The organism is Acrocarpospora sp. B8E8 (assembly GCF_039871605.1).
In the GTDB taxonomy this organism is placed as follows: domain Bacteria; phylum Actinomycetota; class Actinomycetes; order Streptosporangiales; family Streptosporangiaceae; genus Acrocarpospora; species Acrocarpospora macrocephala.
Window position 1 is genome coordinate 1 of record NZ_JBDPLV010000043.1, and the last position, 12,250, is coordinate 12,250.

Consider the following 12,250-nt stretch of genomic DNA (forward strand, 5'->3'; position numbering starts at 1 on the left):
GCCACCCAGCTCATCGACCACGTGCTGGCCTGGTCGCGGTTCCGGATGGTTCACCAGACCCGGGCGCTGATCAGCCACTACCGGCGACGCGGCGACCCGCTTCCTACTCATCTACGGATGTAGTACCGGTTCGGATATAGCCGACGGTGTTGCTGGGCAGGGCGTGTGGGGCGAACCAGTCGATCGTGCTGCATTTGTCGGGTTCGGCGTTGACGGGCGTGCCTGTCCAGCGGGTCGCGGTGAAGAACACGCCGATCCTGGCCTGGCCGTCGGGATCGGCGTGGTGGCATAGGTGCGTGAAGGTCAGGTCGTCGGGGTTGATGTGGATGCCGAGTTCTTCCAGGGCTTCGCGTGCGGCGCTGTGCGGGAGTGCCTCGCCTTGGTCGAGTCGTCCGCCGGGGACGGACCAGTCTCCGTCCGCGAACCCGGTGTTGGCGCGTTGGAGCAGCAGGATTTTCTCATCCTGGATGAGGATGAGGTGGACCCCGACGTTCGGCCGGTAGTTCTGGTCGGGTGTCATGACCACGTGCTCCCTGCGGTGACGGCTCAGCAGCTGAGCAGCCACGCTATCGAGCGAGCGGCCCGATCTCCGGCCGTTTGGGGCGTTGGACCGGGCAGGTCAGGTGTGGTCGGCGAGGGCTCGCAGGTCGCGGGTGGTGGGGATCAGCGTGGTGATGTGGTCGGCGAGGTCTTTCGGGGTGCGGCGGTCGGTGTGCAGGTGGTAGCCGGTCGGGTCGGTCACGGCGATCTGGTCGTAGTGGTCCTGGAGCCGTTCCAGCAGGTCGCGGTCGGCAAGGAGGTCCTCGTCGCTTGTGGTCCGGTCCGGCCTGGCGCGCATCCGCGCGGTCAGCTCGTCTCCAGGGGGTCAGCCCACATAAGCCCAAAACCCACATTGAGTGGATCATGGACGGTGTTTCCGCTGATCGGCAGCCGATGAAGCCCTTGAGAGGAATCTGAAGGTCTCAGTTCGCTTACGGTGTGGACTCCGGCGTGTGCGGATCTGCCAGGGCCTCGTAGGCGGTGGAGCGGCCGATCTTCAAGGTGCGGGCGGCTTCGGTGACGCTGACCCCGTCGTCGACCAGGCGGCGCAGTGTGACCAGTCCGGCGGGGCCGATCGTGCGCGGCCAGCCGGCCTTCTTCTTGCCGGGCAGCATGGCACCGGTGGCTTCGCGGCGTTTGGCGGCTGCGATGTCCTCGGCCTGGCGCTCGGCGCGCAGCTCCAGTTCGTACTCGGAGGCTGCGGGGCGTGCGCTTCCTACAACGGAACGGCCAGTGGCGTTAGCGAGACGGTGTAGGCCGAGTTTCCCGGCGCGGGCATCCCCGCACTCATCCTGACCGCCTGGGCGCTCGCGGGACTGGCGCTCGCACCACCTCAGCCGCCTCCGTCGTCCCCGTCATCGAACCCGCCACCTGACGAACACCGCCACCACTAGCCCGCCACGCTGCCGAGGTCGTCGGTGTGAAACGACCCCGGCAGTCGCACCAAGAGCGCGTGAGCCGCGATCCGAGCGCTTCGATCGCGTCCAGGAAGGTGCCGAGTTTCTCGTCGATGCCGGTCAGGCCTGTGCTCGTGCGTGATCGACTTGGGCAGTTTGACCACGAAGCGGAGTTTGGACGGCCTGGCGGTCCGGATCGTGGAGATACGACGGCATTTAGTTAGAATTCGTCGTAAATGTTGGGTGTCTCGAAGGTGCGGCTCTTGTTGTTGCGAGGATCGACAAATGTGATCCGGCCGTACACTTCGTCCCTGTTTCCCAGTAGATCGTCCTCATCGAGCCAGGAGCCGGGGACGACACGCTCGAAGTCGGCGCTGAGCCCGGCCTCGGCCGAGGCTCCCAAGCCGGTGAGGGGGACCCAGAAGAGAGTGAGATCGGGAACGTCGTCGTCTCCCATAATTCTGGCGAAGTAGGGGTCGCCGGGGGCGTTGATGATCGTCTGAGCGGCCTGTAGGCCGATGCGGTAGTCGATGCCGAGTACGACGCGGAAGGTCCTATTGCCGAGCGGGATGATGGTCAGGCACACGTTGTAGCTGGCGTTGCCGGCGCATTTCCGCTCGGCGGCGGAGGCCGGCCCCGCCATCAAGACGATACCGAGGACGGACGCCACGGCTATGCTAAGCGCTTTCAGCAGGCGGCCCTGAAGGCGGCTGCGAGATCCATGGGTGCTAATGGTCAACGTACTTTCCTTTCTGGATATCTGGTAATGGCAAATAACTGAGGGCAGTCGCGTTGTCATGAGCACGACGTACTGCCACATCGCGACGGTGCCCCGAACTGCACCGGTCGCCAATTCCTCTCAAGCCTTCATCAGGAGAGGGCGCGAATTCATCATCCAGTAGCGGCGGGTCAGGACCAGCCGGTCGAGGTCAGCCGGACTGATCTGCGCCCGCAGCGTGAACAAGGCCGTATCGACCCACTTCAGATAGGTGTCATGCCGCTCGATCACGTTGCCGCCCGCGCCCCTGGTCGGGATGATTCGCACTACGACGACGGCCAGCCGACCTCGAAGGTGAAGACCCTCGTGACGTTGGCGGCGGGGACGACGCCGACGGGGGTGCGAGCGGTCACGACGACCTCGTAGGTGCCGAAGGGGGTATACGGTCCCGCGGCGAGTGTCAGCGTGGCGGTGTCCCCCGCCGTTACGATCCTCGGACTGACGCCGGCGCCGACGCCGGTCGGGGGCACGGCGGCGATGCTGGGCGGGGGCTCGCTGACCACGGCGGTCAGATCGATCTGCTGCACCGATCCGTTGAGCGCGGTGGTGATCATCTGAGCGGTGACCGAGCCGCCCGGCTCCAGCGAGGGGATGTTGGAGACGGTGATCGTGTACGCGGGCTTGGGCACCTCGCGCACCGCCAGCGAGTGACCGAAGCCCGCGCTGATCCCGGAGACCGCCGCCAGCCCGGGCACCTGCACGGGGATCAGCGTGCCCGCCGGGGTGCCGGTGCCCAGCTGCCCGAACTCGTTGTCGCCCGAGGACCACGCCGTGCCGTCGGCGAGCAGGGCCAGACTGTGCAGGTACCCGGCGGAGACCACCCGCACGTTGAGGCCCAGGTTGTACACCTTGTTCGGGACCAGCCTGCCCTCGGTCGTGCCGATGCCCAGCTGGCCGTGGGTGTTGTCGCCCCACGCGAACATCAAGCCGTCGCGGCGGATGGCCAGGCTGTGCAGCCCGCCGGCGGAAAAGTCGAGGGCGTTGCCGGGGAACACCGGGACCGGCAGCGGACGCGAAAGCTGGGTGCCGTCGCCGACCTGGCCGTCCCAGTTGTAGCCCCACCCCCATACGGTCCCGTCCGTGCGCCGCGCCAGGGCGTGGTAGTAACCGGCGTCGACCTTGTTGACCCCGGTCAGGGTGGGCAGCTGGGCGGGGAACGGCTGGTCGGTCCAGGTGCCGAGGCCGAGCTGGCCGATGCTGTTCTCGCCCCAGCCCCAGACGGTGCCGTCGGCGCGCAGCGCCAAGCCGAAGTCCATGCCGGCCGAGACCTGCTTGACGTTGTACGGCAGGATCGCCTGGACGGGGCTGAACCGCCGCTGGGTGGTGCCGTCGCCCAGCTGGCCCACGTAGTTGTTGCCCCAGGCCCAGACCGCCCCGTCAGCGGTCACGGCGAGCGTGAAGTCCTGCCCGGCGGCGACGTCCACGACGCCGCTCAGCCCCGGCACCTTGACCGGGGACAGCCGCCGCTGGGTGGTGCCGTCGCCCAGCTGGCCCACGTTGTTGTTGCCCCAGGTCCACACGGCGCCGAGGGCGTCGATGGCGACGCTGTGCCCGTTCCCGGCGGACACCTTCGTGAAGCCGTGCCCGGCGCCGTCCACGGCCACGGGGGTGGACGCCTGGGGCGCGGTGGCGCCGCCGTCGCCGACCTCACCGTTCTGGTTCTGGCCCCATCCGGCGGCGTGGCTCCACCCTGTTCCGGTGACGGCCTGGGCGCTGACGGCGGGCCCCACCACGGAGGCCGCCACCCCAGTGCCGACGGCTAAGCGCGCGAGCCAGCCCTGGCGAGGCGTTGCCGCATTCGCAGGCCCTGCGCCGATCATGACCGCGGTCACGCTCGCCAGCAGCAGGCCGACGATACGTGTGCGCTTCTTCATCTGTTCACTCCTAATTTTATGCATCAGATTTCTGGATCCAGGCTCAGGTGTGGATGGTCATCACCCAGAGTTGATTGCTGTTGGGCAAGCACTTTTGCTGCTCGATCAGCGCGTTTTTGTACTTGGAGAAGCCCGCGACGGCCACGCACTTGCCGCTGTGCCTGGCAATGATGTACCAGTAGTCGAATTGCGGTTCACCATAGCCGGTTACTTCGAAATGCTGGCTGGTCTGGGACGAGACACAGGTGCGCTGCTGCACTTTCGCCCCCTGCTGCGGGGAAGAGCCTGCGACCTGCAGACACTTGCCGCTGTGCTCCGCCACAATCTGGTAGTGCACACCGGTGCCGTCCAGCACGGGTTCGAATCTGAACAGCTGATTGGACCCGCCGTGGCAGGTGTACTGCAGGACTGCGGCTCCGTTACTGTGGCTGCTATTGGCGACGTCGATACATCTGCCGCTGTAGACATTCGTGAGCTGTTCCGGGTACGCCGCCAATCGGGTACCGGCCGATGCCGGAACGGTCATTGTGGCAGGGGCCGCTGCGGAGGTGTTCCTGTGGTCGGCACCGGCCGGACTGGGGGAGAGCAGGCTGAGGCAACCCACCATGAGTGCGGCGCAGATCGCGGTGAGCCTGCCTGATTTACTGGGCTTCACTGCTGATTCCCTTCTTATACAAGATCTCATCCCGTTTGTTCAGCGAGCCGTCGTCCTCATTGAGAACGCGGCCGGGCGCCAGGACTGCTACCTCGCGCGGCCACCGTCGGACTCGGGCCGTGTAGCCCGGTGGCGTTCTGGCGAAATCTGATTTCATCAGCCGTGCCGTGGAAAAGACCGGCAGCCGGCTCCGACCCCTCTCGTCCAGCCAGAACCCCGACGTGTACTACGGCGAAGTTCTTGTAGGCGGCGCGCATCGTCCGCGCTTCTCCTCTGGGTGCCTAGTCCACCGCATTGTGAGATTTCCCCGCTGCACGGTCCAGCGCATTCTGAGGTTCCCCCGCATGGTCATTTCCTTCCGTGTTCTTAGGTGCGGCTTTCTTACGAACAGGTGCTTGCGCAGCGCTCGCAGCCCAGCTAAATCCGCACCGGCTCGGCTCGCCATTGTTGCCAGCGCGTTGCCGGGCAGGTGCGATGAGGGCGAATGTGGCGAGGGCTCGCCGTGTAGGCGCGAAAAGTCGACGCGCCGCCTGCAGCGGCGGGGATGCCACGGCAGGCGGCGCGGATTTCCGCTGCTTGCTGTTGTCACAACAGCTCCGCCTGGCCTTGGGGAGGGGGGTCGCCGGCCAGAGAGCAGCGGTACCGGGAGGTTCAGGCGGCCAGCCTTCGCTCAGTCGCGGAAATACCCAGTCACGATGTTGGACCTATCCCCGATGTTGGGCACACCCTTTCGAATGAGAGCCGCATCGAAGTAGACCTCATCCCGGGTGTTCACCCAGCCGACCAGCGCCCGTGGATGTTGCAGCAGCGGCTGGTAGACGTTCAGGAACATCCTGTCGATCGACTCGATCTCCAAGACCACGTGCTCGGTCAGGACATCGGCCACGGTGCGGGGTAGCGTCATGGGGAAGCTCCGGTCGGGCATCGGCCCGCAGAGGCCAACCACCGCCGGTAGGCGGTCGATAACCGGACACGGCGTGTCACCGTCTGGCCCCGGCCGGAGCCCTCTTCACGACTACATCAACCATCCCGACACGGCTCGCCGGGCTGGGGCGGAGCCCCGTTAGACTAGCTGTTGTGCGGGCGGAACTCCTTGTGAACCTCGTTCGAATAGAGGATGTAGCGGTTGCCGTTCGCCATGCGGAACAGGTTCCGCGTGTAGATCTCGTCGCCGTAGGGGTCCTCGTTCAGGTCCGACCAACTCACGTTGCGGATGTCGTGCATGGGCGGATTCCTCAGGGTGAAGAGCGCGTCGTTGTCGTCCGGCCAGGTGTCGGCGCCCCTGTAGGCGGTTTCGATGAGTGTGTCCGTGGGGTAGCGGGGGTAGCAGAAATTCCGGACCTGCACGGGGTTGAAATCACCGGGAACCGGGTTGGCTCTCAAACTACAGCGAGCGTCGTCGGCCTGGGCGGGTCCGGCGGACGTCAGTAGTGCGGCCGCGGTCGTCAGCACCGCCAGCACCGATACGGTTCCCCGTCCTCGGATTGCCATCTGCCTTGCTCCTTTCCTTTAGTGAGCGACCGCGTCCAATCCGGATGCGTGGCCGCTGAGGTCTTTTAATATTGGTCGGCGTTCCGTGCCGTTCCATGTGAGGTCCCAGGGTGTGCCGCAGATGGCGGGCGCGTTGGACGCCGACGGGCGGCCTGCCTTCCTGCTGGCGGCTGTCACCCACACCGCCACCGCGTGCTGGCTCAGCGGCAGATCGGGCCGAAGAGTAATGAGATCCCGAGCTTCGCGCCGCTGCTGTACAGGGCCGGCCAGTTGCCGTGGATCATCAAGGAACCCTTGCGGTCAGCAGCCCTCCTGTACCTGGAAGATCTCGTCGGCGACCAGACCGTGGGCCTCGCGGTGCACGGTCGCGGCCGCCTCCGCCGACGGTGCCTCGACGAGGCAGAACACCTTGCCGTGCTGCTCGTCGACCCAGTACCTGAGGTAGTTGACATCGTGCTCGCCCTGCTTCTGCAGGTCGGCCTTGTGCGCCTGCGCCACGTCGGTGACAGTGACGCCGCCCGTGATCGTGTGAACATCCATGTAAAGAGGCATGCACCGACCCTAGGACGGGCCCAGGCGCAGGAGATGGGGAGGCGTTCCCCATGTTTCCCGTGCCGCTCCCTACCTTTCTGCGAACAACCCCAGCCGGCTGGCCTCCGACGCGGCCTTGGCCCGCGTCGGCGCGCCGAGCTTGGCCAGCACGGCCGAGACGTGATGGCCGACCGTCTTGACCGAGATGACCAACGCGGCGGCGATCTCGGCGTCCGTGCGCCCGGCATGGATCAGCTCAAGGACCTCCCGCTCACGCCGCGTCAGGCCCAGCGGATGCTCACGCGTGGCCACCCGCGCGCCCACCGGCACCGACCTGATGCCCAGCCGCCGCATCCGCCTGCGGGTCAGCCGCGCCGCGGGCACCGAGCCCAGGTCGGTGAAAATCTCGAGCGCCGCGCGCAGCTCGCCCTCCCCGGTTCCGTCGAAAAGCGCGAGCGCGGCATCGAACGGGCAGTTCAGCTCCCGCCACGCGCGGGCGGCCCGCTGCCGGTCGCCGGTCATCATCAGCCGGTACGTCTCGGCCACCACACCCGTGACCGCGCGATCCGAGCCGGTCCGCCGCAGCCACACCGCGACGGCTCCGCGCGCCCACGGATCGAGGCGATCCGCGACGGCCACCAGGGACTCCACCTGGCTGCGGGCGGCCTCGTCCTTGCCTTCCAGCCAGTACGCCTCGACCCGCGCGAGGCGTACGGTGACGATCCACCCGGGCGAGCCGCACCCGTCCGCCGCCGCGGCGGCCTCATCGAGGCACTCCCACACGCCGTCCTGGCCGAGCCGGGCCCGGACGATGCCCAGGCTGGTCAACGGGCTGATCCGGTTGGTCGGGGAGGCGGCTTCGGCAAGCAGTTCGGCGCTGAGCGCCGCCGCCTGCGCCCACTGGCCGGTCTGCTCGAACACGACGGTCCGCCCACCGCGCAGGCAGGTCACATACGTCGCGATGTCGTTTTCCAGGCAGTACGCGAGCCCTTCGCCGAAGCATTGGTCGGCCTCGGCGAACCGGCGTTCGACGACGTAGTTGCTCTGCAGGTTCGCATACGCTCGCCCGGCCTGGGCGGGCAGCCGGCAGGCCAGCGCCGTGGCCAGGGCGCGGCGCAGGTCGGCCGTCCACTCCTCGCCGAGCGCCGCCTTCGCGCAGCCGATCGTGTTCAGCGCGTCGGCGAGCGCGTCCGGCACGTCCAGCCGCCCGGCGATCTCCCGGGCCCGCTCGCCGAGACCGACGGCCTCCGCGTTGTCCCGGTCGAGCATCCGCTGGCAAGCCAGGTTCGCATACGCCCAGGCCAGTTCCGCGCTCTCGCCGAGCGGTCCGAGGACGGCGACCGCGTCCTCGGCGGCGGCGCGGCCGTCCTCATCGCGGGACAACCCCCAGTACGCGCGCGAGAGGCGGCGCAGCGTATCGCCTTCGCGGATCCGGTTGCCGGCCGAGCGCCACAGCGCCAGCGCCCGCTCACCGGCCCGCGTCGCCTCCTCCCCGCGGTCGCAATGGGAGGCCTGCACGCAATAGTCCTCGTGCAGCCGGGCCAGCGCCTCGACCTCCAGCCCGGACGCGAAGCGCAGGGCACGCTCGAACTGCGCCGCCGCCTCGCGATGCGACGCCAGGCCGACGGCGGTACGCGCGGCACGCTGGGCGTACTCCAGCGTGTCCGGATCTCCCGCCGCCTCGGCGTGATGCGCGAGCCGGGCGTCGTCGTCGCAGCCCAGCCTCCGCAGCGCGGCCAGGATGCGGGCATGGACACCGGGGCGGCGATGCGGCGCGACCGACTCCGCGACCGCCAGCCGCGCGATCTCGTGCCGGAAGCCCAGCGGGGCGCCGCCGAGCAGGCCGGCCGCCACCAGCTCGTCGATGCTGTGTTCGCCGGCGAGCGCGGCCAGCTCACCGACCTCGATCCGGGTGCCCATCAGCGCCGCCACCTCAAGCGTCTCGCGCGCCGCGTCGCCCAGCGGGGCGACCCGTGCCAGCACCGCGTCGCGCGCCGACGCGGGCACGGCACGCAGGCCGGAGCGGACGACGTCGGTGACGAAGAACGGGTTGCCGCCGGTGAGCCGGTACAGCTCGGCCGTGTCGATCCCGCTGCCCTCGGCCAGCGCCGCCACAGCGTTCACCGACAGCGGCGCCAGCCCGATGCGCCGCGTGGTCCGCAACCCCACCAGCTCGCCGAGCGCCACCCGCAACGGATGGCGTACGGGCAAGGAGTCGTCGCGATAGGTCACCAGCAGCAGCCCGCGCGTGTGGCGGACCCTGCGGCCCAGGAAGCGCAGCAGGTCGACGGTCGCCTCGTCGGCCCAGTGCACGTCCTCGATGACCAGCACCCCGAACTCCTCGAGCCCTTCGCGCAGCGCGCTGAACAGGTCATCGCGCGCCGCGCCCGCCCGGGCCAGCTCCAGCAGCCGGCCGCCGAACTGGTCGGCGAGGTCGAAAAGGGGGCCGAGCGGGCGGGGCGTGAAGAGCCCGTCGCAGGCGCCCCAGTACCACCGGGCGCCGGGGAGATCCCGCTCGAACTGCTCGACCAACGCCGTCTTGCCCACCCCTGCCTCGCCCGAGATCAGCACCAGCCGGCCTTCGCCACGCTCGGCATCGGCCGCGTACTCGGCGAGCGCGGCCAGCGAAGCCTCCCGATCCAGCAGCATCCCATCATTGTCAGCGTCGGCCTCGGTCATCGTCCAGGCCGGAACATCCAGGCCTGGCCGCCACCTTCGTCATCTTCTCCATCCCCGCACCCGGCTATCCGTGCTGCGATGGCCACATCCTGCGGGTCATGCCCAACCTGGCGATCACCGCCAGGGCCGAGCGGCAGTTCATCGGCCGTGGGGCCGGTCACCTCGCCGGCCCGGCCGGCATCGACCAGTTCCTGGACATCGGCACCGGCATCCCCACCGCCGACAACACCCACCAGGTCGCGCAGCGGGTCAACCCGGCCGCCAGGACCGTCTACGTCCACCACGACCCGCTCGCGCTGGTGCACGCATGGGCGCTCCTGATCGGTTCCCCGGCAGGCTCCATCGACTACATCGACGCCGATCTAGGCAACCCGGAGCCCATCCTGCAGGCCGCCACCGACACGCTCGACTTCGCTTGGCCGATCGCGATCGCGCTGATGTTGATCGGCGTACAGTTCGTGTCCGATGGCTCGGAATGGGCGACCGGGTCGCGGTATGCGGGCTCTCCTCTCGTCTCCAGCGGGCGTTCTACCTTCTCGGGGTCACCGGCCGCGTGGGCGGGATGACCACATACTCCTCGGTGAACGGCGCGCTGATATCTGCCGGCTCCGGAAGCGATCGCAACTAGGATCCTCCGGTACGGCACGTGCCGTACCGGACGAAAGCCGTTATTCGACGGTGACGCTCTTGGCGAGGGTGCGGGATTTGTCGACGTCGCGGCCGAGGGCGACGGCGGCGTGGTGGGCGAAGAGCTGCAGCGGGATGGTCAGGAGAATCGGGTCGAGTTCGGTTTCGCGCGTCTTCCAGGCTCTGGCTTCAGCTGGCGACCATGTCCGGCCAGGCTGCTGCGGCCCCTGGGCGGACGAGACGCCCACGAGCCACGTCACCGTCTCGTAACATCCTGCGGGAAAACCCGTTCTACGCTGGCCACATGATCAGAGCACGGATGGCGGCTGTGACACTGTCGATGGCCCTGTCGGTCATCGCGTGCGGCAGCGGCGCAGGGGACGACTCGGCCAACCCGGTCGGCGCCGGGGCCCCGCTCTCGGCCACCATCACGCCTGCCGCACCCACGGCCTCGCCCGCGCCCGCCAAACCCGCTGCCGTCCCGGCGTCGTTGCGGTTCACCGCCAAGACCCTGAGCGGTGACAGCTTCGACGGGACCAGCCTGGCGGGCAAGCCGGTGGTGTTCTGGTTCTGGGCGCCCTGGTGTCCCAAGTGCCTTTCCGAGGCCCCGGCGGTCAAAGCCGCTGCCGACAAGTACGACGACGTCGCCTTCGTCGGGATCGCGAGCTTGGACACCGAGGCCGCGATGAAGGAGTTCGTCCAGCGCACCGGGACCGGCTCCCTGGTGCACCTGTCGGACGAGAAGGGCACGGTCTGGACCAAGCTGGGTGTCAGCGCGCAGTCCACGTTCGTGTTCATGAAGCCGGACGGGACCAGCGCCAGGGTCTCCGGCCCGCTCGACTCCGGCACGCTTGACATGCTGGTCGAGAAACTTGCCGGATAGGCGCCGGCCATGATGACACGATCGCCGGGGGAGGGCCGCCGGCATCGGCGCCCCGTCCCGCCCGTCAACCCTTTCGCCCGCAGGTGAGCGCCGACCTGCCGCTCGCGCTGGCCCTGGCGGCCGGGCTGGTGGCCGCGTTCAACCCCTGTGGGTTCGCCATGCTCCCGGCCTACCTCACCCTGCTGATCACCGACGACGGCGTCGCAGGTCGTGGACCGGTGCTCCGGGCGCTGGCGCTGTCGGCCGCGATGACCGCCGGGTTCGTCACGGTCTTCGGCCTGTTCGGGCTCGTCGTCACCCCGCTGGCGGTCTCGATCGGCCGCTACCTGCCCTGGGTGACGATCGCCATCGGAGTGGCCCTGCTCGGCCTGGGTCTCTGGCTGCTGACCGGTCGCGAACTGCTGATCCGCACCCCCAAGATCGCGGGCGGGCGGCCCACCACCTCGCCCGCCTCGCTGTACGGCTACGGCCTGTCGTACGCGGTGGCCTCCCTGTCGTGCACCGCCGGGCCGTTCCTGGCCATCACCTCGGCGTCTCTGACCAGCGACGGCGTGCTGGGCGGGCTGGCAGTCTTCGTCTCCTACGCGCTCGGCATGGGGCTGGTCGTCGCGCTGCTGTCGCTGACCGTGGCCCTGGCCCGGGCCGTGGTGGTGGCCCGGCTGCGGCGGATCCTGCCGCACGTGTCGCGGATCAGCGGCGCGCTGCTCGTCCTGGCCGGGCTGTACGTCGCCTACTACGGCTGGTACGAACTGCGCGTCTTCTCCGGCGCCTCCACCGACGACCCGATTGTGGGCGCGGCGACCGCCGCGCAGGCCGCCACGACCAGCTGGCTGGAGGCCGTCGGCGCCGGCTGGATCGCCCTCGCCCTCGCCGTACTCGTCTCCATCACGCTCGTCCTGCACCGAGCGCGGCGAAACGCGAGGTCCACCGGCGGCGATTGAACTGTCGGCATCCAACCGCCTGTCCAAGCCTCGCCGACACGAGACCTATCGCTGCTTGCCCAGGCCAGAGCCATGTTCGGCGCCTCGGCGGGCGATCAGCGGGCGGATGCCCAGGGCGCGGACCAGCCGCCGGTCAAGATGACCTGATCCTGAGTTCCGGGTCGGAATGCTGGAACGAGATTGTCGTGAGGGTGCGGGCCGCGGCGGCGGGCGGCGCCGCCGCGATCGCCGTCGCCATAGCGACGGTGGCCGCCGCCAGTATGGCGAACAGGCGGGAGATTCCGACCGACCGGATGTACACGTGTGCCTCCTGTTATCGGACAAAGCCGATGGTGGTCGAATCGGTGCCATATCT

At 68.7% G+C, this 12,250-nt stretch carries 15 protein-coding genes and 2 pseudogenes; 3 read left to right on the forward strand and 14 right to left on the reverse strand.

Going from position 1 to position 12,250, the window contains the following annotated elements; all coding sequences use genetic code 11:
• Positions 1-103: 103 nt before the first annotated feature.
• From ABGB08_RS33505 to ABGB08_RS33555, 11 genes are all read right to left on the reverse strand, one after another.
• Entirely contained in the window at positions 104-565 is a 462-nt protein-coding gene (locus ABGB08_RS33505; RefSeq protein ID WP_347598592.1) for an NUDIX domain-containing protein, read from the reverse strand.
• A gap of 54 nt (positions 566-619) precedes the next feature.
• Positions 620-838 (reverse strand): hypothetical protein, encoded by a 219-nt coding sequence (locus ABGB08_RS33510; protein WP_347598595.1) that lies wholly within the window; start codon positions 836-838, stop codon positions 620-622.
• 133 nt (positions 839-971) lie between these two features.
• Positions 972-1,154 (reverse strand): hypothetical protein, encoded by a 183-nt coding sequence (locus ABGB08_RS33515; RefSeq protein WP_347598598.1) that lies wholly within the window; start codon positions 1,152-1,154, stop codon positions 972-974.
• Between the two features lie 502 nt (positions 1,155-1,656).
• Positions 1,657-2,106, reverse strand: coding sequence for a hypothetical protein (locus tag ABGB08_RS33520; protein WP_347598601.1), 450 nt, complete (start codon positions 2,104-2,106; stop codon positions 1,657-1,659).
• 189 nt (positions 2,107-2,295) lie between these two features.
• Entirely contained in the window at positions 2,296-2,481 is a 186-nt protein-coding gene (locus ABGB08_RS33525; protein WP_347598604.1) for a hypothetical protein, read from the reverse strand.
• Positions 2,481-4,088 (reverse strand): hypothetical protein, encoded by a 1,608-nt coding sequence (locus ABGB08_RS33530; protein WP_347598607.1) that lies wholly within the window; start codon positions 4,086-4,088, stop codon positions 2,481-2,483. Before ABGB08_RS33530 ends, ABGB08_RS33525 begins: the two co-directional genes overlap by 1 nt.
• 43 nt (positions 4,089-4,131) lie before the next feature.
• Positions 4,132-4,743: an RICIN domain-containing protein gene (locus ABGB08_RS33535; protein ID WP_347598610.1), complete on the reverse strand. Its 612-nt coding sequence runs from the start codon at positions 4,741-4,743 to the stop codon at positions 4,132-4,134.
• Positions 4,744-5,413: 670 nt separating this feature from the next.
• Positions 5,414-5,647 carry a hypothetical protein gene (locus ABGB08_RS33540; protein ID WP_347598613.1) on the reverse strand — a complete coding sequence of 78 codons (234 nt, stop codon included), beginning with the start codon at positions 5,645-5,647 and terminating at the stop codon, positions 5,414-5,416.
• A 164-nt stretch (positions 5,648-5,811) separates the two neighbouring features.
• Positions 5,812-6,234, reverse strand: coding sequence for a hypothetical protein (locus ABGB08_RS33545; protein ID WP_347598616.1), 423 nt, complete (start codon positions 6,232-6,234; stop codon positions 5,812-5,814).
• Positions 6,235-6,534: 300 nt separating this feature from the next.
• Positions 6,535-6,786 (reverse strand): DUF4242 domain-containing protein, encoded by a 252-nt coding sequence (locus ABGB08_RS33550; RefSeq protein WP_347598619.1) that lies wholly within the window; start codon positions 6,784-6,786, stop codon positions 6,535-6,537.
• A 69-nt stretch (positions 6,787-6,855) separates the two neighbouring features.
• Positions 6,856-9,414 (reverse strand): AAA family ATPase, encoded by a 2,559-nt coding sequence (locus tag ABGB08_RS33555; protein ID WP_347598622.1) that lies wholly within the window; start codon positions 9,412-9,414, stop codon positions 6,856-6,858.
• 128 nt (positions 9,415-9,542) lie between these two features.
• On the opposite strand from ABGB08_RS33555, the gene ABGB08_RS33560 reads away from it, so the two are divergent.
• Positions 9,543-10,010, forward strand: a complete 468-nt coding sequence (locus ABGB08_RS33560) for an SAM-dependent methyltransferase (protein WP_347598625.1) — start codon at positions 9,543-9,545, stop codon at positions 10,008-10,010.
• 102 nt (positions 10,011-10,112) lie between these two features.
• Here ABGB08_RS33560 and ABGB08_RS33565 read toward each other — a convergent pair.
• Positions 10,113-10,235, reverse strand: a pseudogene (locus tag ABGB08_RS33565) (glucosamine-fructose-6-phosphate aminotransferase); the annotation flags it as partial.
• Between the two features lie 140 nt (positions 10,236-10,375).
• On the opposite strand from ABGB08_RS33565, the gene ABGB08_RS33570 reads away from it, so the two are divergent.
• Both ABGB08_RS33570 and ABGB08_RS33575 read left to right on the forward strand, forming a co-directional pair.
• A complete protein-coding gene (locus ABGB08_RS33570; protein ID WP_347598628.1) occupies positions 10,376-10,954 on the forward strand; it encodes a redoxin domain-containing protein in 579 nt (192 codons plus the stop codon).
• 83 nt (positions 10,955-11,037) lie between these two features.
• Positions 11,038-11,895 carry a cytochrome c biogenesis protein CcdA gene (locus tag ABGB08_RS33575; protein WP_347598631.1) on the forward strand — a complete coding sequence of 286 codons (858 nt, stop codon included), beginning with the start codon at positions 11,038-11,040 and terminating at the stop codon, positions 11,893-11,895.
• A 48-nt stretch (positions 11,896-11,943) separates the two neighbouring features.
• Here the strand turns inward: ABGB08_RS33575 and ABGB08_RS33580 are convergent.
• Together ABGB08_RS33580 and ABGB08_RS33585 are read right to left on the reverse strand one after the other, a co-directional pair.
• Positions 11,944-12,036: pseudogene (locus ABGB08_RS33580) on the reverse strand (IS5/IS1182 family transposase); the annotation flags it as partial.
• Positions 12,029-12,196 carry a hypothetical protein gene (locus ABGB08_RS33585; RefSeq protein ID WP_347598901.1) on the reverse strand — a complete coding sequence of 56 codons (168 nt, stop codon included), beginning with the start codon at positions 12,194-12,196 and terminating at the stop codon, positions 12,029-12,031. The gene ABGB08_RS33585 and the pseudogene ABGB08_RS33580, both read right to left, overlap by 8 nt.
• Between the last annotated feature and the right edge of the window lie 54 nt (positions 12,197-12,250).